Source organism: Limnospira sp. PMC 289.06 (assembly GCF_032350395.1).
Taxonomy (GTDB): domain Bacteria; phylum Cyanobacteriota; class Cyanobacteriia; order Cyanobacteriales; family Microcoleaceae; genus Limnospira; species Limnospira platensis.
In genome coordinates this window covers 1-19,284 of sequence record NZ_JARPLC010000056.1, presented here as the reverse complement: position 1 = coordinate 19,284, position 19,284 = coordinate 1, and the positions used below count along the sequence as shown (strand labels likewise).

At 43.5% G+C, this 19,284-nt stretch carries 12 protein-coding genes; 6 read left to right on the top strand and 6 right to left on the bottom strand.

The genetic code is table 11. The annotated features are described in order from the left end of the window. Positions 1 to 17: 17 nt before the first annotated feature. The 4 genes from P5674_RS13100 to clpX all read left to right on the top strand — a co-directional run bounded on the left by P5674_RS13100 (position 18) and on the right by clpX (position 5,809). The gene (locus P5674_RS13100) at positions 18 to 1,208 is read left to right on the top strand and encodes an ABC transporter permease (RefSeq protein ID WP_006619358.1); all 1,191 of its coding nucleotides are present in this window, start codon (positions 18 to 20) and stop codon (positions 1,206 to 1,208) included. A 2-nt stretch (positions 1,209 to 1,210) separates the two neighbouring features. Then, positions 1,211 to 3,166, top strand: a complete 1,956-nt coding sequence (locus P5674_RS13095; RefSeq protein ID WP_315670034.1) for a TolC family protein — start codon at positions 1,211 to 1,213, stop codon at positions 3,164 to 3,166. A 6-nt stretch (positions 3,167 to 3,172) separates the two neighbouring features. After that, entirely contained in the window at positions 3,173 to 4,099 is a 927-nt protein-coding gene (locus tag P5674_RS13090; RefSeq protein ID WP_006619360.1) for an RluA family pseudouridine synthase, read from the top strand. A 339-nt stretch (positions 4,100 to 4,438) separates the two neighbouring features. Continuing rightward, positions 4,439 to 5,809: an ATP-dependent protease ATP-binding subunit ClpX gene (clpX, locus tag P5674_RS13085; RefSeq protein WP_006619361.1), complete on the top strand. Its 1,371-nt coding sequence runs from the start codon at positions 4,439 to 4,441 to the stop codon at positions 5,807 to 5,809. Between the two features lie 143 nt (positions 5,810 to 5,952). Here the strand turns inward: clpX and P5674_RS13080 are convergent, their stop codons facing one another. The 4 genes from P5674_RS13080 to P5674_RS13065 all read right to left on the bottom strand — a co-directional run bounded on the left by P5674_RS13080 (position 5,953) and on the right by P5674_RS13065 (position 11,921). Then, a complete protein-coding gene (locus P5674_RS13080) occupies positions 5,953 to 8,682 on the bottom strand; it encodes a glycoside hydrolase family 10 protein (protein WP_014275800.1) in 2,730 nt (909 codons plus the stop codon). A gap of 198 nt (positions 8,683 to 8,880) precedes the next feature. After that, on the bottom strand, positions 8,881 to 9,507 hold the full coding sequence (locus P5674_RS13075; RefSeq protein ID WP_006619363.1) for a CDP-alcohol phosphatidyltransferase family protein: 627 nt from the start codon (positions 9,505 to 9,507) through the stop codon (positions 8,881 to 8,883). A gap of 101 nt (positions 9,508 to 9,608) precedes the next feature. Next, positions 9,609 to 10,577, bottom strand: coding sequence for a diacylglycerol kinase family protein (locus P5674_RS13070; RefSeq protein WP_014275799.1), 969 nt, complete (start codon positions 10,575 to 10,577; stop codon positions 9,609 to 9,611). 156 nt (positions 10,578 to 10,733) lie between these two features. After that, entirely contained in the window at positions 10,734 to 11,921 is a 1,188-nt protein-coding gene (locus tag P5674_RS13065) for an AAA family ATPase (protein WP_006619365.1), read from the bottom strand. A gap of 432 nt (positions 11,922 to 12,353) precedes the next feature. Between P5674_RS13065 and P5674_RS13060 the strand changes: the two genes are divergently transcribed. Together P5674_RS13060 and gnd are read left to right on the top strand one after the other, a co-directional pair. Beyond that, positions 12,354 to 14,891 carry a glycogen/starch/alpha-glucan phosphorylase gene (locus P5674_RS13060; protein ID WP_006619366.1) on the top strand — a complete coding sequence of 846 codons (2,538 nt, stop codon included), beginning with the start codon at positions 12,354 to 12,356 and terminating at the stop codon, positions 14,889 to 14,891. 265 nt (positions 14,892 to 15,156) lie between these two features. After that, positions 15,157 to 16,581, top strand: coding sequence for a decarboxylating NADP(+)-dependent phosphogluconate dehydrogenase (gnd, locus tag P5674_RS13055; RefSeq protein WP_006619367.1), 1,425 nt, complete (start codon positions 15,157 to 15,159; stop codon positions 16,579 to 16,581). A 78-nt stretch (positions 16,582 to 16,659) separates the two neighbouring features. Here the strand turns inward: gnd and P5674_RS13050 are convergent, their stop codons facing one another. After that, entirely contained in the window at positions 16,660 to 17,799 is a 1,140-nt protein-coding gene (locus tag P5674_RS13050) for a Rid family detoxifying hydrolase (RefSeq protein ID WP_014275796.1), read from the bottom strand. Between the two features lie 105 nt (positions 17,800 to 17,904). Continuing rightward, a complete protein-coding gene (locus P5674_RS13045; RefSeq protein WP_014275795.1) occupies positions 17,905 to 19,044 on the bottom strand; it encodes a Rid family detoxifying hydrolase in 1,140 nt (379 codons plus the stop codon). Positions 19,045 to 19,284: the final 240 nt, after the last annotated feature.

The following is a 19,284-nucleotide window of genomic DNA, read 5'->3' as shown; positions in this document are numbered from 1 at the left end:
AATCATCCAATCAATTCATGAGTTTATCTCTATTAAATTTATTCGGTTTAAGTTGTCAGTCATTAATGGGTAATCCTCTCCGGTCTACTCTGTCAGCGGTGGGGGTATTTATGGGAGTAGCAGCAGTGACGGCGACTCTACAAGTTCGGAATATTTCGGAATCAGTAATTGCTAAACAAATTGCAGCTAGAGAAGCCCCAGTAATTAGATTGTCTCCAGCCTGGAGAAGGGGGGTTGAATTTCAGGGCTTGAACCTTAGTGATTTAGAGTTTTTACAGAGTCGATTAACGGGTGTAACCGCCATTGCTGGTCAACGAAGTGCTTGGTGGATTAATTCGGTTTTATTTCAAGATCGCAGTATTAATCCAGAATCAAAATTAGCTGTTTCTTTGGAATACCAAATAACCTCCGGTCGCCGCATGGTCAAAGGTCGTTTTTTTAATGAAACTGACTTTTTGCAATATCGACCCGTGATTATCGTTGATGAAATTTTGGCAATTGAACTATTTGGAAATCTTGACCCGATTAACCAATCAGTGTATATTCAAAATCGACCTTATACTATAGTGGGAGTTGCTGAAACTAGAGAAATATCATCACGGTCAGGTCAACAGGGGTTATTGCTGATACCTCTACCATTAGATGCGGCGGCGACGGGAGCGCGTCATTTACATAATATCACTGTAGGGGTAAAAAACCTAGAAGAAATTGACCAAATAGAACAGCAAGCGATCGCTCTTTTAAAACAACGAGTTCCCACCCAAGAATATCGAGGTTGGCAAAATATTAACGATATTTTAGAACAACAGAAAACCCTCGAATCAGTTTCCCAAGCGTTGCTAGTTGTAGGTGCAATATCCTTAATTGTAGGAGGGGTGGGAATTGCTAATGTTACGATTGCTTCTGTGATTGAACGTACCCCCGAAATTGGATTAAGACGAGCTATTGGAGCTACACAACTCGATGTTATGCTACAGTTTATTGTAGAGGCGGCGATTTTGAGCTTAATGGGTGGAACTATAGCGATCGCCACTGTTCACGGCGCGACTATAGTAGTTACAGAACAGTTTAACTTACCATACGAATTTGACCACGAAACTGCTATAATCGCCCTGAGTTCCTCCGTATTAGTGGGGGTAGGGGCGGCGTTCTTTCCCGCCCTCCGCGCCAGTAAACTAGACCCAGTGAAAGCATTAAAGGGACAGTAATTATGGCTAAAAATCCCGAACCATTCACAACAATGAGCGATCGCTTTTGGTGGCTGAGATTTTTACTAATTGCGATCGCCACATCAGGTTTATGTATTACCTTAGCTATCAGCTTAGAAACTCCTCCAGTTCCCCAAGCTAACGCCTCCCGTAACACGCCATCAATCACCCCTCCCGACCTTCCCGAAACTTCACCGCATTCCACCATCAACCCAGAAAATAATACCACAGAAAAAACTCGGTTTAAACTTCCCCGAATTCTGGGAAATATAGCCCGGTTATCTCCGTTAAAAGTAGAAGCTGAACCCTCGCCAAATGGGCTTAATTCAGAGATTATCTCCCCAGAATATTCCTCAGAAAGAGATAGCAATCAAAAGGCGATCGCTAACCCCCAACCTGAACCAGCCATTGCCGCAACTCTCCCCCAATCAGCAGAATATAGTGTCAATAATACCCTAGATAATTGGTTAAATGGCATAGAAATTTTCCCCCAATTTAGTCAATCTCAACCCGTCATTAATTCCCCTCAAAATGAAAGTACACCCTCCCCAGAAATTCGCCAGTTTATCCCAGAAAATCAAGAGAATGGTGTCCAATTAACTATACAAGATGTGGTATTTCTGACCCTGGCTAATAATAGAAACATTAAAAATCAGTACCTACAACGAATTATACAGCGTCGAGATTTACAAGTAGCCGAAGATAAATTTTCCCCAGAGTTTACCCCCAATTTATCAATTGAATGGCAAGATATTCAACAGGGGGGACAAAGTATTTCTATGACATCAGGCTTAGTTTTAGGAGCCCAAATGGTTATCAAAATTCCCACAGGGGGAGAGTTAAATATGGGCTGGACAGGTCGCGGCGAGAGACAAGGAAGCAGCTTTAATGCGGAAAATAGATTAAGACAGAATTTAGAATTATCCTTCCGACAACCCCTTTTAAGAGATGGTGGGATGGAAGTAAATCGCGCCTCGATTAAAATTGCTCGCCTTGATGAAGCGATTAATATTTTAAACCTCAAAAATACTTTGATTGACCAAATCACCCAGGCGATTTTAGCCTATAGAAATTTAATCCAAGCCCAGGAAAGGGTCAAAATTCAAGCGCAGTCCTTGGCTTCCTCTCAACAACAAGTAGAAAACACTCAGTTTTTAATCAATGTAGGTCGTCTTCCGGCTATTGACTTAATCCCCGCCCAACGAGGAGTTAAAAATAATGAAATTAGCCTTTTAGATGTTCAAAATAACCTGAAAAGACAACAATTAGCATTATTGAATATTCTGGATTTGGAGCAGGATATTATTCCGGTGGCTGTCCAAATCGATTTGGATGAACTAGCCATGCCAGAATTTCCAGAATTTCGCGAAATTGCTTTAGTAAATAGACCGGATTATTTACAAGCAAAACTAGAAATAGAAAAGGCAGAAACTGCTTTAATAGTAGCTGAAAATAATCGCCGATGGCAGATTGATTTTGATACAGGACTTCGACACAACCCCTCCCCCAATCTTGTGGAAGATAGAACGGAATTAAGGGCGGGAATTGTGTTTAGTAAAGAATTGGGCGATCGCACTATTGAACAAGAGTTTGAACGCCGTCGCATTAGTCTAATTCAAGCCCAAAACGATTTGGAAGAAGAAAGACAACAAATTGATATTAATGTAGCTAATGCTGTGCGGGATGTTCGGGATAATTATCAAAAATTAGAGTTGGCTAAAGAGTTGACAGAATTGAGGAGACAGGAACTAAATAACGAAGAAGAAAAGATTAGGCTAGGTGTGGGGAATACTTCGGTAGTCGATTTAGTCCGGTTTCAAGATGATTTAGTTAACGCCCAAAATGCGGAATTAAATGCCCAAATTGATTACCTCAACTCTTTAACTGAATTAGACCGAATTTTAGGCACAACCTTAGAAAGATGGGATATTATTGTGGAAACAGACAGTAAAATTTAAAAATCTATGGTTATTGAATTAATTTGTGAAGAGCAAGATGGGGAAAATCAACGCCTGGATAGGTGGTTATCAGAAAGGGTGCAGCAGTTGTCTAGATCCCGTTTACAAGCCTTAATTTCGTCGGGTCATGTTTGGGTAAATAATTCCCCCTGTACGTCGAAAAAGGCTACAGTTCAAATTGGCGATCGCATTCAAGTGGAAATCCCCCCAGCCATTCCCTTGGAATTAAAGGCTACTAATATCCCCCTAGATATACTCTATGAAGACGAAGAACTACTCATCATAAATAAACCGGCTGGCTTGGTAGTTCATCCCGCCCCAGGACACGCAAACGATACCCTAGTCAACGCCCTATTAGCCCATTGTGAAACCTTAGCTGGTATTGGCGGCGTACAGCGTCCCGGCATAGTTCATCGCCTAGATAAAGATACCACGGGAGCGATCGCGATCGCCAAAACTGACCACGCCCACCAACACCTACAGGCTCAAATTCAGGCTAAAACCGCCCGCCGCCAGTATTTGGGCATCATTTATGGTGTCCCTAAAACTACCTCCGGTGTCATTGACCAGCCTATAGGTCGCCACCACAGCGATCGCAAAAAAATGGCAATTGTACCCGAACACCAAGGCGGACGTAGCGCTATCACCCGCTGGCAGGTCCAGGAACGCCTGGGAAACTATACTTTGATAGAATTTGAACTAGAGACAGGTCGCACCCACCAAATTCGCGTTCACAGCGCCAGCATTGGTCATCCTATCGTGGGCGATCGCGTCTATGGAAAAGGTCGCTCCGTAGGAGTCAACCTCCCCGGACAAGCCCTCCACGCCTGGAAACTGACGCTACAGCATCCCACTTCCGGGGAATTAATAGAAGCGATCGCACCCCTACCTCACACCATGACGACTCTATTAAAGGTTTTACGCGATCGTTAATTATCAATCAGCGCGTGAGTTGACCCTGGGAGCAGGACTTGGGTTGCTTTTTCAATTTACCTCTGTTATCATGAAAGATGATCACGTAGGTGAAATATATCATAATTTACCCCCACCTGTCAACCCATCCCTGTTGATCTTGGTTGTTGGCTGGTCAAATAGTTAGCAACATCTTTTAACAGTATTAGCTACCACATTAGCATGATTAAATGTTAAGTTTAAGGTAGAGCAAAACACGGCTAGAAAACCCAACAGGGGCGAAATGACTGAATCTTTAGATTTACTTAAAGATTTTTTTTCCCCCAGAAAAGCTAGAAACTATCGACAATAAGGTTAAATATGTCCAGGTATGATTCCCATTTACGGTGTTCTTTTTGTGGCAAATCTCAGGAACAAGTTCGCAAGTTAATCGCAGGCCCCGGGGTCTATATCTGCGATGAGTGTGTGGAACTTTGTAATGAAATCCTGGAAGAAGAGTTTTCAGAAAGGGCTGGAAATAAACCACAACCGGGTCTAGGTGTAGAAACTAGACCATCTCCTTCCCCAACGAGACTAACACCCCTAACAGAACTTCCTAAGCCAGTGGAAATCAAACAGTACCTGGATCAGCACGTCATTGGCCAAAACAATACCAAAAAAGTCTTATCAGTGGCAGTCTACAATCACTACAAGCGTCTTAGTGTAGATGCTGAAAACATTAGCAATCAAGGCTTTGACGAAACCCAAGGCTATAGCGACGAGCAGGTAGAATTACAGAAGTCGAATATTCTACTAATGGGGCCGACTGGATGTGGTAAAACTCTCCTAGCAGAATCTCTGGCTAAACTCCTGGATGTTCCCTTTGCGGTGGCTGATGCTACTACGCTGACAGAAGCTGGCTATGTGGGGGATGATGTGGAAAATATCCTACTGCGGTTGCTACAGGTAGCTGATTTCGATATCGAAGCGGCGCAGCAGGGAATTGTCTATATCGACGAAATTGATAAAATTGCCCGCAAAAGTGAAAATACTTCCATCACGCGAGATGTTTCTGGGGAAGGGGTGCAACAAGCTCTGTTAAAAATATTAGAGGGAACTGTGGTTAATGTGCCACCCCAGGGAGGAAGGAAGCACCCCTATCAAGATTTTATCCAAATTGATACGAGCAAGATTCTGTTTATCTGCGGCGGAGCTTTTGTGGGTCTCGATAAGGTGGTTGAACAACGCATGGGTAAAAAATCCTTGGGCTTTATTCAACCGGGGGTGAAGCCAGAAGAAGAGGGGGTTAAAACATCTGTGGACTCCACGGAAGTTCTCCAAAATGTGGAACCTCAAGATTTGGTGAAATTTGGCCTGATTCCTGAGTTTATCGGTCGGGTTCCAGTCCTGACTGTGATTTCTCCTCTTGATGAGGAAGCGCTGGTGAAAATCTTGACTGAGCCTCATAATGCTTTGGTTAAGCAGTATAAACAACTGCTGAAAATGGATAATGTTTCTTTGGAGTTTGAACCTGATGCTTTAATTGCGATCGCCAAAGAAGCCTACCGACGTAAAACGGGGGCTCGTGCATTGCGCGGGATTTTAGAAGAGTTAATGTTAGAGGTAATGTATGAGTTACCCTCCCGCAAGGATGTTAACAGTTGTGTGATTACTAAGGAAATGGTAGAAAAACGGTCAACTGCAGAGGTTCTCTGGCATCCGGCTTGGCGACGCAAGCACGAATCGGCTTAAATTAAATATACCGAAAATTGTCCGGTTAGGATTCATAGATCCTGTGGTCAGAGTCAGAGGGCGGGTTAGTTAATCAACCCGCCTTCAGATTTAGTTAGCAGTGGAAGCGGCCCCGATCGCGATCGCATCCATCGCATACATTATCAGTTTAGTCTGTGTGCGCCGTATCTTAACAGCATATCTAAACTAGCCAATCGATTTTCCCAACTTTTGACTTGGTAGGGTTTTTCCCTAGCGTGGAGGGTCATATAACCGTTAAATTGAGATTGAAAAGTAGCTAATTCTCGTTGAGCGCGACTCAAGGCTTGAGGGTTGGGGGACTCAGCCAAATTTTGCAAAGCCTGTGCTAAAACTTCTGCTTGGTTTCTAAAGCTGCTTAGTTGAGATTCCCTGATCCAGAGTTGGTCATTAGCGAGGAGAAAACTCCACTCTCGCTTGAGGGCTAAATAGCGATCGCTGGCAGCTTGGAGAGGCTGACGGTAGGGGATAATGGCGCTATGATTCCCGCCATTATTTTGAGTGCGGCGCAAAAATCCCTGCAAGTTGCTATCAATGGTTTCCACTGCAAAAATGGAATAGCCACCACTAGGTAAATCTCTGAGGGCTTGAATTTGGTCGATCGCCACTACATTAGGAATATCCAAAAGTTTGACGGAGGGGGCGATTAAAGTAGGCCCTAACTGTTGTGGTCCGGTGAGAGGTTGAGTAATGCGCTGTAGGCGATTAGTATCGAGGGAATAAGTCATAGGGACTAGCAAATCAAGATATCCTTGACGTGCCCAAACTTCCCAATGTTGTTGAATTTGAGCAATGCGTTCAGTTTCCGGGTGTGGAAACACCGCCGCCGAGAGAATCACATTCGGATAATTGGCGTTTAACAGTTGTCGGACATCGCGGACAAAAGATGTCACCTGGTCAGACCTAAATTGGGTCCACTGTTGCCATAATGCCACATCACCGGGAGTGATAGAAATGGGGTCAACTCCAGTTAAATCTCGAAACTGGGTTCTGGAGGCTGTACCATAACCAAAATTAAAATTACGGTTAGCATCCTGAAAGGGATAGCGGATATAGTCGAGATGAATGCCATCAACCTGATAATTGTGGGCAATTTCTCCGACCAAACGTAATAGATAACTGCGAACTTCCCGGTTAGCTGGGTCTAGGTAAGCCTTGCGATCGTTTTCGTGCCAAGTCCGACCCTGGTTATCCAAATTAGCCCATTCCGGGTAAGCGGACAACACAGGACCTAGATAACTGTCAGGTTGTCGCAAGACGGCATTGTGTCGCTGATTAGCGGTCGCAAATACCCAAACCCAGGCGTGTAATTCCATACCCCTAGCTTTTGCTAGTTTTACCGCGTCGGCTAAGGGGTCCCAACCGACGGTCAAAGGATTTTGGGCGGGCGCAACTCGGGAGGGGTAGACAGTATATCCGGCGTTGAGAGTTTCAAAAAATACGGTATTGATTCCGGCATCTGCCAAACGGTCAAATATCTGGGCGAGTCCGGCTTCTCCTCTGGCTGCGACGATTGTACCACGATCTAGCCAAACGGCCCGAATTTCTGCGCCCGATCGCTCTCCGTCGGTGGGGTAATTTTCCCACAATTTTTGACGCGCATCTAACCATAATCTTCTGGCTGCTACCCAATTTTGGGCGGCTACCAATTCGGGAAACTGTTTAATGGCTTGTTGGGCTTGGGCGATCGCATTTTGTCTTGTTGATGGTATAGATGTGGTGACACTAGCAATTGTAGTCACTGGATTTTTCGGTTCAGCCGAAGCTATCTGCAAGTTAATGGGGGTACTACCAGAAGCCGAAGCTATAACAGCATTTTCAAACCTACCCAACAGACTCTCTAATTCCTCCCTCATCAAAATAGCGGTAGTGTTATCAATGGGATCGTTACCTGGTTTGACCTCTAACCCGGCTGGGGCTGATTGTTCCGAGGGGTCGGTAAATAATTGCAGCAGAGAAGGACGGGGGTTGACTGAGGCTAGGTTGGGGTTACTAACTCGATTAGCTGGTGGGGGGGTCTGAATAGTTGTTGATGTCCCTGTATTTGACCGCTGAGGGGGGGTTTGAATAGTTGTTGATGTCCCTGTATTTGACCGTGGTGGGGGGGTTTGTATGGTGGTATTTTGCCGGGCTACAGAGGATTGTGGGGGAGGGGTGGCGGCGCTGTCACGATTAATAGCAGCCTGTAACCAAGCTGTATCTACTTCTGGTGACTCTCCGCGTCCCCAATACCATCCTAAATAAATAGCCTGGGTGGTCGCAATGGCGGCGGCGGAAGCGCTACTACCCTGCCAAACTCCGGCGGTGTAGCTTGCTTGGGTGGCGGGAATTAATACGCCACCTGCTACGGTTCCACTGGTGTTTACTGTGGGGGCCCAGTTTGTTATATTACGACAAATCTGATCTTGACAGCGATCGCTTTGAGTAATCGGCGCGGCTGGGTTACTCAGGGGAAAAGCCCAATAAGACCCGATTAGGGTTCTTAGTCTTTCACGGGCTAAGGGAGTTGAACGGTTCCCCACTGTCCCACTGGCTATTAGCCGCCCGCCCTGTTGTACCCATTGTTCTAATATACGAATTTGGTCTGTGGTCATTACTTCCACATTGGGAAGGAATAATACTCGCAGCCCCTGTAATGCTTCGGCGCTATTGAGATTATCTATATCAATGGTTTGATAGTTGATGCGACTGCTTTGTAGTCGGCTTTCTACACTATTCCAGTCTGCTGTTGGTAATGGGGAACGTACTACTCCTAAAATTGTTTCGGCTTTCACCAGTCCAGGAAACCAGGCGGAGAGATTAATTATAATACCAGTCAGAATCGCTGTGAGTGGGTACTTTCGGGAAGATGCCATGGGCTGTTCAGTAGTTTGTTATTGATCAAGTCAACATCCGATCTAGTCAAGATAGATAGATTGTAGTTACGCACCCAGAAAGCCTAAGTCAGGGCTATCAATTGTGGAAATCCTGATTCATTCTACAACTAAAGGCGATCGCCATAAATCGATAAATCCACCCATTTGGGAGACTCACCCCGACTCGAGTTGTTGGGTTTATTCGTTCCCTGGGTTCAGGGCGTGAGCAAATCTATGTATAGCTGCCACATTAGATATTACCGCCAAAGCTATCAGTAGGGGAAAAATTTGCCCGGTTAATAGTCCTATAATAATCAAAACTGTCCGCACAGCCCGGCTACCAATACTAGCGATACTGCTGCGACCTAATGATTCACTTTTGGCGCGAATATACGGAACCATTGTAGTTCCTAACAGTGCTATTAATCCCACTACTAAGTTATCCCTAGGGTTCCCTAAAATTAGGGCTGATATTATCAAAAAATCTACATAGCGATCTAATACACTATCGAGTAAGTTTCCGGTATCGGAAGCGATACCCCTAGACCGAGCTAGGTCTCCATCTAAACAATCTAGTAACCCACTAATTACTATGGCTAACACTGCCCAAAGATAGTAATTTTTTAGGATTAAAAAACTGGCTAAGAATCCGCCAATTAGTAAAGAAGTCCAGGTGATGCCATTGGGGGTTATCCAAGATACATTAATCAAGGCTTGGGCGATTTTGATGGTAAAAAATTGCAGGATTTTGTCTAGGGGAGATTGAGGGGAAACTATTTGATTTTCGGGAATTTCTGAGGATTTTTCGTAGACAGTATCTGACATATTTTGATGGTTGCTAAATGTTGGTTTATGACAAACTAAGTATCACAGGAGTTGACAAAAGTCAATCGGACTCAGATACCAACTCCCAGATAGCTAGGTATTTAAGGATGAAAGACACGCGCCAAATTGGGTAGGACTTCAACTTGAATTGGGGCTGAGGAAATAGGTTCCCCGTCTAGGGCTAAAAATTCTCCATCTTGGGGGTCTAGGTGAAAACCTCGCAGCTTATAATATTCGATTCCTGGGATGGCTAGATGCTGTCCTTTATTGCACAATAAAAAAGCCTTAATTAAGTTAAATTTAGAGATACCACGCCGCACTAATAAGACATCTATATTTCCATCTGTGGGGTGAGAGTGAGGTGCGGGATTAAGATTATAAGCTGCCCAAGGAACATTCATCGCCCATAACAGTATATAATCATCCTCAATTATAAGGGGAGATTCACAGTCGGCAGTAATTAGGGATAATTTGCCTCGATAATGACGCAGTTTTAAGATTTCCCATAGTGCATAAATATCGGTTTTTAAAGAACCCAAAAACCGGAGATTATCCGATTTTATATCGACGGCAGCAATTAATCCCCAGGCTATGGAGAGAATGCTATAATAAAAGCGATCGCCTTGTTGAACCCGCAGAATATCCAGAGGTTGAATATTGCCTCTGGTAATGGCAATTGTAGCATTGATTGCATTATAGGTTTCTCCAGCTTCTTCTAGCAGAGTTTTACATAAGCCATTACTGGTGCCACCGGGGATTATTCCCAGGGGTGTTTTAATGGCTTTTTCCCAGTCTTGACGGTTCATTAAGCCGTTAATAACCTCATGAATGCTACCATCTCCCCCCACAACTACTAAGCCATCAATTGAGGATAAATCTATATTTTCGATGCGATTTTTGAGGTCGCCAGCATAACTGGTAAAGGTGACATTAAATGCGGTATTATGGTTGGATAAAATGGGTTTTATTTGCTCAAATATTTGTAGGGATTTACCTTTACCACTGGCGGGATTAATGAAAATCTCTAATCGTTGATTCCAAGTTTTTGGGGGTTGATTTGACCAACTCATTATCTGCTAATTCCGGGAATTAATTAAAGGCGATCCGCGCCGCGCATTATCGCCATATTTATATATTATCATATTATGATAGTTATTGATCCACTAATTTGCCAGAAAAAATGTAAACCTCCGGGGCTATTTTGGGGATTAACTATAGTTAAAAAATCACAGATTTATTAGAGGATTTCCCACGTCAAAAAAATCTTCCATCCAGAGAGAACCAAGTAAGGCACCTTGATTAATAAACTCTTTAACTCCCTGCATATCTGCGGTTCTTTTGGCTTGAGTAAAACCTTGATTATCTCGATACAGTACCCATAACTCTTCTGGCTTTAAACTATTCACAAAAAACGGAGAATGGGTAGTTACCATTAATTGAGTATTAGCAGAAGCTGTCCGGCATTCTTCAGCCAGTTGTGGCAATAAAACCGGATGTAAGTGATTTTCTGGTTCTTCAATGCCGACTAATTGAGGAGGTTTTGGGTCATATAATACAGTTAAATATGCCAATAGTTTTAAAGTGCCGTCCGAAGCAAATTTGGCGAGAATTGGATTAGAAAAAGGAGCGTCTTTTATTTGTAATAACAAACGACCATCTGGCATAATTGATGCTGCCACTTTTTCTAAGCGAGGAATTCGGGAAGATAAAGTTTTTAAGATTGCCTCTAAACGTTGGGGATGTTGTTCTTTTAAATATTGGATAACATTAGGTAAATTATTCCCGGTGGCGGATAATCTTTCTTGGGTTCCCGCTTCGGGAATGCTGCGGGTATTGTCGGCGGTTAAATAGGATAAATACCATCCGGTAATGAACCGCCTTAAAGCACTAACCCGGGGATGTTTGGCAAATTGTCCCAAGGTATTAACTGCTAATAATTCCGGTGAGTCAAGTTGTTCCGTGATTCTTTCGTCTTGTTCGTCTGGCATTTCCCCACTAATGACTTGTCCTTCCCCCTTTTTAAAGTCCAAAAAACGGAAGGGTTTACCTTGTCCTCCTCGTCGCCAATGCAGCCATTCTTCGGCAATCAAAGGGCGATTATTTTCTTCATTGATGGCGAGATGATAGGTAATTAAAGGAGAGGCGGAGGTTTCTCGATATTTTAATTCAATCACAATGCAGCCTTGACTATCTCGGGTGCGGAGTTCTCGAAATCTACCCCGTCTATCCCAGGCTTTGCTGAGGCTTTCTGTGAAGCATTCAGATAGAAAGGCAAACACATCAAAAATTGTGGATTTGCCACTGCCGTTAGGACCTAAAAATACGGTGAGGGGAGTAATTTTTTTTAATTCGAGATTTTGTAAGGCGCGGTAATTTCTAACTTTGAGATATTCGATTTTGGGAATTGTACTCATAATTTGGCGGATCAGATATACTGCTAACTATAGCGGTGGGTCGGGGGAATCGGCAATCTATAATAGTTGGGAATAGTTTGTCAGGGTTTCCAGATAGTGTGATGGATGGGACTGTCTACTCAAGGGTTCCGATGGTGGATTGATTAACTTTGGGGGATGTCTGGGGCTGTCTGGGGGGTTTCCAGAAGGTTTTTGGTTATGACTATGAATTATTGCCGAGTTGATCCATACTTAATCTACATCCCTGAAGACAACCAGCTTTGGGCTTGAGTAAAATCAAACATAGTCGCCATAGGGCATTGGGAGACTCTAAACGGACGCAGAGCGAGGGTAAGACTACTTAGGTAGCACATTGCTGTGAAGCGTCAAGGAATCCTCGCTCCTTCAGGACGAGGAGATATGTCAACAAGAGAGACAGGAAAAGGAGAATTTATGACGCAGCCTCTTATCCCTATCGATCAATGTCCGATTCAGATTGAGGACGATCGCACAGGTACTAATGTGGAAACTCTAAAACGGGCTTTTGCAGATAACCTGTTTTATCTTCAAGGTAAGTATGAGTCCCTGGCTACTCAGGATGACTTTTATATGGCTTTGGCTTACACTTTGCGCGATCGCCTCCTGAATCGTTGGCTAAAGACCATGAAAACTTACATGGAGAAAGATGTTAAGGTAGTTTACTACCTCTCCGCTGAGTTTCTCATGGGTCGCCACATGGGTAATAGCCTGATTAACCTGCATCTTTATGATCGGGTACGTCAAGCCGTCGAAGAGTCTGGGTTAGATTTGGATGAAATTCTCGAACATGAACCCGACCCCGGCTTGGGTAATGGGGGTTTGGGACGGTTAGCCGCTTGCTTCGTCGATTCCTTGGCTACCCTGGAAATTCCGGCCGTGGGTTATGGTATTCGCTACGAATTTGGGATTTTTACCCAGGCGATCCGCGATGGATGGCAAGCAGAAGTCCCTGATAAATGGTTGCGCTTTGGTAATCCTTGGGAAATTGCCCACCCTGACCAAGCCGTTGAGGTCAAATTAGGCGGCCATACGGAAATGTACCATAATGAAAAAGGCGAGTATAAGGTTCGCTGGATTCCCGCTAACCGAGTAGTAGGGATTCCCTATGATACTCCCGTTCCCGGTTATGATACTAATACCGTTAATCCCCTGCGTCTGTGGCGGGCTGAGGCTTCTGATGATTTCAATTTTGATGCCTTTAATGCTGGCAACTATGATGGGGCGGTCGCTGAAAAAATGCGATCGGAAACTATCTCTAAGGTGTTATATCCCAATGATAACACCCCCCAAGGTAAGCAATTGCGACTAGAACAACAGTTTTTCTTTGTTTCTTGTTCCCTACAGGATATTATCCGCACTCACCTACTGCGACATCCTAGCTTACATAATCTTCATGATACCGCCGCTATCCAACTTAATGATACTCACCCGGCAGTAGCGATCGCTGAAATGATGCGATTGTTAATGGATGAACATGAGATGGATTGGAATACCGCTTGGCGGGTTACTCAAAAAACCTTCTCCTATACCAACCATACTTTACTCCCAGAAGCCTTGGAAAAATGGTCTGTGGGTTTGTTTGAATATCTGCTTCCCCGCCACCTGGAGATTATTTATGAAATTAATCGCCGCTTCTTGGAAGACGTTAAACGTTGGTATCCTGGTGATGATAATTTGATCAGTCGTCTTTCTCTGATTGATGAGTCCGGGGAAAAATATGTCCGTATGGCGAATTTGGCTTGTGTCGGTAGTCATGCTGTTAATGGCGTGGCCGCACTACATACCGAACTCCTGAAACAAGACACTCTCCGGGATTTCTATAAGTTGTGGCCAGGAAAGTTCATTAATAAGACTAATGGTGTCACTCCCCGACGCTGGATTTTGATGTGTAATCCTAAACTGGCTGAACTTTACAACTCCAAAATCGGTGAGGGTTGGTTAAAAGACCTTAGTCAACTAAAGCAGTTGGAAAAATATGTTGATGACCCAGATTTCTGTCAGCAGTGGCGAGAAGTTAAGCTACACAATAAGCGACAGTTAGCACAATATATCTGGGAACATAATGGCATCGAAGTTGACCCCCATTCGATGTTTGATATCCAGGTAAAACGGATTCATGAGTACAAGCGTCAGCATTTGAATGTGCTGCATATTATCAGCCTGTATAATCGGATTAAGCAGAATCCTGACCAGCATATTGTACCCTGTACTTTTATCTTTGGTGGTAAGGCTGCCCCTGGTTATTTTATGGCGAAGTTGATTATCAAGCTAACTAATTCGGTGGCTGATATCATTAACCATGATCCTGATGTTCGAGGTCGCTTAAAGGTAGTTTTCCTCAACAATTTTAATGTTTCTTTGGGTCAGCGTATCTATCCGGCGGCGGATTTGTCAGAACAAGTTTCTACCGCTGGAAAAGAAGCCTCTGGAACCGGAAACATGAAGTTTGCTATGAATGGGGCGATGACTATTGGCACCTTGGATGGTGCTAATATTGAAATCCGCGAAGAAGCTGGGGCGGAAAATTTCTTCCTGTTTGGTTTGACTGCACAGGAAGTTGCTGATACTAAGGCTAAGGGTTATAATCCCTGGGATTATTATAGCAGTAATCCGTCCCTGAAAGCGGTAATCGATCGCATTGCTGATGGCTATTTCTCCCACGGCGATAAAGAGTTATTTAAGCCTTTGCTTGATTCTCTCATGTACCATGATCAGTATATGCTTTTTGCTGATTATCAGGCTTATGTGGACTGCCAGAAACAGGTCGCTAAAACTTACAGTGATCAGGATAAGTGGACTCGGATGTCTATTTTGAATGCTCTGCGGATGGCTAAGTTTTCGAGCGATCGCACTATTCGAGAGTATTGTAATGAAATCTGGAATGTGCGCTCTGTACCTATTGAAATGGAAGAGTACAGTCAAGAAAATGCCGGTTTGAATCTCGGTAAATAACTTGATTCTCGTTGGTTTTTGGGGCGGCTACAAGTCGCCCTTTTTTCATTCACAGAGTTTTTAACTAGACAATACCTAACTATCGCCGCCTTAAATTATGTCCCACTGCTGAAAGTCCATATAACTCCCCGGGTTGCATTCTTGTCTGTGCAGTCGCTGGGAGAATTAGCACCAGAGTTTTAAAAAAAAGCGATCGCCTTCGTCTGCTATAAAAATTAACGATACAGTCTAAAGTACAGATCAGCCAACCATTATACGGAAGTTTATGTCAGAGCAAAAATTTGGTGTCATTGGTCTAGCGGTCATGGGTGAAAACCTAGCCCTGAATGTTGAACGCAATGGCTTTCCTGTCGCCGTTTACAACCGCACCAGTGCCAAAACTGATGAGTTTATGCAAAAACGGGCCCCCGGCAAAAATGTCAAACCCGCCTACACCCTCGAAGAATTTGTCGCGTCCCTCGAACGTCCCCGCCGTATCCTCGTCATGGTCAAGGCGGGTAAACCTGTCGATGCCGTCATTAACCAATTGAAACCCCTCCTCGATCACGATGATATGATTATCGATGGGGGAAATTCTCTCTATGAGGACACTGAGAGGCGCACCAAGGAACTCGAAGCTACTGGTTTAGGGTTTATGGGTATGGGTGTCAGCGGCGGCGAGGAAGGCGCGCTATGGGGCCCTAGTTTAATGCCCGGAGGAACTCAGAATTCCTATCAAGCCCTTGAACCTATTTTAACTAAAATTGCCGCTCAAGTTGATGATGGCCCCTGTGTCACTTATATTGGCGCTGGCGGCGCGGGTCACTATGTCAAAATGGTTCACAATGGCATTGAATATGGCGATATGCAGCTTATTGCAGAAGCCTATGACCTCCTGCGTAATGTCATTGGCTTGAATGAACAACAGCTTTATGAGGTCTTTGCTGAGTGGAACACTACCGATGAGTTAAACTCTTTTCTGATTGAAATTACCGCCGATATTTTTAAGCAAAAAGACCCCGAAACCGGCAAGCCTCTCGTTGACTTGGTTTTGGACTCGGCTGGACAAAAAGGAACCGGACGCTGGACTGTCGTTAGTGCTTTGGAGTTGGGCGTTTCTATTCCTACCATTACTGCTGCTGTTAATAGCCGGATTATTTCTTCCTATAAGGATGAACGGGTGGCAGCTTCTCAGGAATTGCCGGGACCTAGTGCTAATTTTGATGGTGATGTTACCTCTTTCATCAATAAAGTTCGTGATGCTTTGTACTGCTCCAAAATCTGCTCTTATGCTCAGGGTATGGCGCTTATGGGTAAGGCTTCTCAGGAGTTTAATTATAATCTGAATTTGGGCGAAATTGCCCGCATTTGGAAGGGAGGCTGCATTATTCGGGCGGGATTTTTGAATAAAATTAAGCAGGCTTATGACCAAAATCCTCAATTGCCTAATTTGCTACTTGCGCCGGAGTTTAAGCACACTATTCTTGACCGTCAGTCGGCTTGGCGAGAAGTTCTCGTAACTGCAAATACTATGGGTATTCCTGTGCCGGCTTTTAGTGCTTCTTTGGATTATTTTGATAGTTATCGCCGCGTGAGTTTACCTCAAAATTTAACTCAAGCACAACGAGACTATTTTGGCGCTCATACTTATGAGCGTATCGATAAACCCAGGGGTCAGTTTTTCCATACTGAATGGGCTAATGTTGATTAATTATCAGGTTTAGTCCCTTGGTGATTAACTGAGTTTTCCCTCACCCAAAACCCCCCACCTCTGGGGGGCTGCTTTATGCTATAAGGTGGCTATACATTCTATTTGGACTCGTGCATTTTCCGGGAGTTGCGACACGGCTACACAGGTGCAAATTGGCATATTTCCATCGGTAAAATAGCTAGAGTAAACGCTATTCATGCGATCGCTTTCCTGCAAGTCTACCATAAAAATCGTCGTTTTCATCACCTTAGACCAACCTACTCCCGCCGCCGTTAAAATCGCGCCAATATTATCCATCACTCGCCGCGTCTGGTCGGTAATTTCGTCATCGCATAACATAATATTTAGGCGGGGGGCTATGGCTATTTGACCAGCAATATATATACAGTCATTAATGATAACGGCTTGGTGAGGACTATTAGGAGATTTCGGCGCGTTTTCTGTATTAATAAATTCTGCCTTAGTCGAGTTTCTCCCAGACTCCCCCACTTCCATAATCAAATCATCATCGAGGTCATAAACTTCACCGTCTGGCATAATTGCGCCAATGATTTGAGCTTCTTGATAGTTAGTTAGGTACAAATTTGCATCAGTTAAATTGGCTCCGACAAAACTCGCATTTTTAACTTTGGCTTTCATTAGATTAGCTGTTTTGATGTTAGCTTGCTTGAAATTAGCCCCCTCTAAACAAGTCTCTCTCAAGATGGCTTCCTCTAGGTTTGCCATTTTAAAATTACATTTTTTGCAGTTAGCTGCAGCCAAGTTTATGCGGAATCCATAAATGCCAGAAAAATTACATCCTTCTAAATCCAAATACGACCAATTTATGGAAAACATTTTACTACCAGAAAAATTAACATTTTTGATTATAGCTTTAGCCATGTTAATATCATCAAATCGACTAGATTCCTCGAATTGAGCCCCGGTTAAATCTGCCCCAGAAAAATCTATGGTTTGCAAATCAGACTTGATAAAACAGGCGTTAGTTAAGTTGGCATTAACAAATTGTACGGATTGGAAAGTTGACCCACTAAAGTTACAATTCTTGAGATTAGCATGATCAAAGGTCATCTCTTGAAAGTCAGAGTTGCTTAAATCAGCACCTTCTAAGTTAATCTCACTCAAATTACATCCTTTCCAAGTAGTATAAGATAAATCGACTCCGGGGAAGTCGCGTTCACCTAGTTTGTATCTGTCAAACAATTTTTGTGCTTCCATTTTCAGTTAGTCCTGGTAGATGTCGTTTTGACCATATCACAGAGTAGATATCTGCTGGGTATGGCACTATAAATTATATCTGATTGTCCGCCAATGGTGCATTTTTTAGGTGCTGGCTATACATTTGATTTGTACTCGTGCATTTTCGGGGAGTTTCGACACGGCTACACAGGTGCAAATTGGCATATTTCCATCGGTGAAATACCCAGAGTAAACGCTATTCATGCGATCGCTTTCCTGCAAGTCTATCATAAAGATGGTAGTTGTCACCACCTGAGACCAACCTACTCCCGCCGCCGTTAAAATTGCCCCAATATTATCCATCACTCGCCGCGTCTGGTCGGTAATTTCGTCATCGCATAACATAATATTTAGGCGGGGGTCTATGGCTATTTGACCAGCAATATATATACAGTCATTAATTATAACAGCTTGGTGAGGACTATTAGGAGATTTCGGCGCGTTTTCTGTATTAATAAATACTGCCTTAGTCGATTTTACCCCGGACTCCTCTACTTCCACAATCGAATAATCATCAGGGTCGTCAACTTCACCGTCTGGCATAATTGCGCCAATTATTTCAGCGTCTTGATAGTTAGACGCATAAACATAAGCATCAGTTAAATTAGCTCCAATAAAACTAGCATTTTTAACTTTGGCTTTCATCAGATTAGCTTTTTTGAGGTTGGCTTGCTTTAAATTAGCACCCTCTAAACAAGTTTTTTTCAAGATGGCTTCCTCTAGTTTTGCATTTTTAAAATTACAGTTTGTGCAGTTAGACCCAGCCAAGTTGATGCGGTATCCATCAACCCGAGAAAAATTACACCCTTCTAAATCTAAATACGACCAATTTTCCCCAGACATTTTAATGCCAGAAAAATTGACATTTTTGAGAATAGCTTTATCTCTTTTAATATCACTAAATCGACGAGATGCCTGGAATTGAGCCCCGGTTAAATCTGCCCCAGAAAAATTGATGGTGTTCAAATCAGACTTGATACAACAGGCATTAGTTAAGTCTGCATTAACAAATTTTACGGATTGGAAAGTTGATTCACTAAAGTTACAATTCTTGAGATTAGCCTGATTAAAGGTCATATTTTTAAAGCTAGAGTTGCTTAAATCAGCACCTTCTAAGTTAATATCACTAAAATCATGTCCTTGCCAAGTAGTATAAGATAAATCGACTCCGGGGAAGTCACGTTCACCTAGTTTGTATCTGTCAACCAATTCTTGTGGTGTCATTTTCAGTTAGTCCTGGTAGATGTCGTTTTGACCATATCACAGAGTAGATATCTGCTGGGTATGGCACTATAAATTATATCTGATTGTCCGCCAATGGTGCATTTTTTAGGTGCTGGCTATATATTGGATTTGTAACCGTGCATTTTGGGTTGGGTGTAACCACGGATGTTATAGCGTTTCTCATGTCCATAAGGTAGAGCCCTCACCCCAAACCCCTCTCCCAAGGGGAGAGGGGCTTTG

What these genes read in the sequence shown, in the direction of transcription:
- P5674_RS13100 (WP_006619358.1), top strand. Translation starts at nt 18, where the DNA reads ATGAGTTTATCTCTATTAAATTTATTCGGTTTAAGTTGTCAGTCATTA.
- P5674_RS13095 (WP_315670034.1), top strand. Translation starts at nt 1,211, where the DNA reads ATGGCTAAAAATCCCGAACCATTCACAACAATGAGCGATCGCTTTTGG.
- P5674_RS13090 (WP_006619360.1), top strand. Translation starts at nt 3,173, where the DNA reads ATGGTTATTGAATTAATTTGTGAAGAGCAAGATGGGGAAAATCAACGC.
- clpX (WP_006619361.1), top strand. Translation starts at nt 4,439, where the DNA reads ATGTCCAGGTATGATTCCCATTTACGGTGTTCTTTTTGTGGCAAATCT.
- P5674_RS13080 (WP_014275800.1), bottom strand. Translation starts at nt 8,682, where the DNA reads ATGGCATCTTCCCGAAAGTACCCACTCACAGCGATTCTGACTGGTATT.
- P5674_RS13075 (WP_006619363.1), bottom strand. Translation starts at nt 9,507, where the DNA reads ATGTCAGATACTGTCTACGAAAAATCCTCAGAAATTCCCGAAAATCAA.
- P5674_RS13070 (WP_014275799.1), bottom strand. Translation starts at nt 10,577, where the DNA reads ATGAGTTGGTCAAATCAACCCCCAAAAACTTGGAATCAACGATTAGAG.
- P5674_RS13065 (WP_006619365.1), bottom strand. Translation starts at nt 11,921, where the DNA reads ATGAGTACAATTCCCAAAATCGAATATCTCAAAGTTAGAAATTACCGC.
- P5674_RS13060 (WP_006619366.1), top strand. Translation starts at nt 12,354, where the DNA reads ATGACGCAGCCTCTTATCCCTATCGATCAATGTCCGATTCAGATTGAG.
- gnd (WP_006619367.1), top strand. Translation starts at nt 15,157, where the DNA reads ATGTCAGAGCAAAAATTTGGTGTCATTGGTCTAGCGGTCATGGGTGAA.
- P5674_RS13050 (WP_014275796.1), bottom strand. Translation starts at nt 17,799, where the DNA reads ATGGAAGCACAAAAATTGTTTGACAGATACAAACTAGGTGAACGCGAC.
- P5674_RS13045 (WP_014275795.1), bottom strand. Translation starts at nt 19,044, where the DNA reads ATGACACCACAAGAATTGGTTGACAGATACAAACTAGGTGAACGTGAC.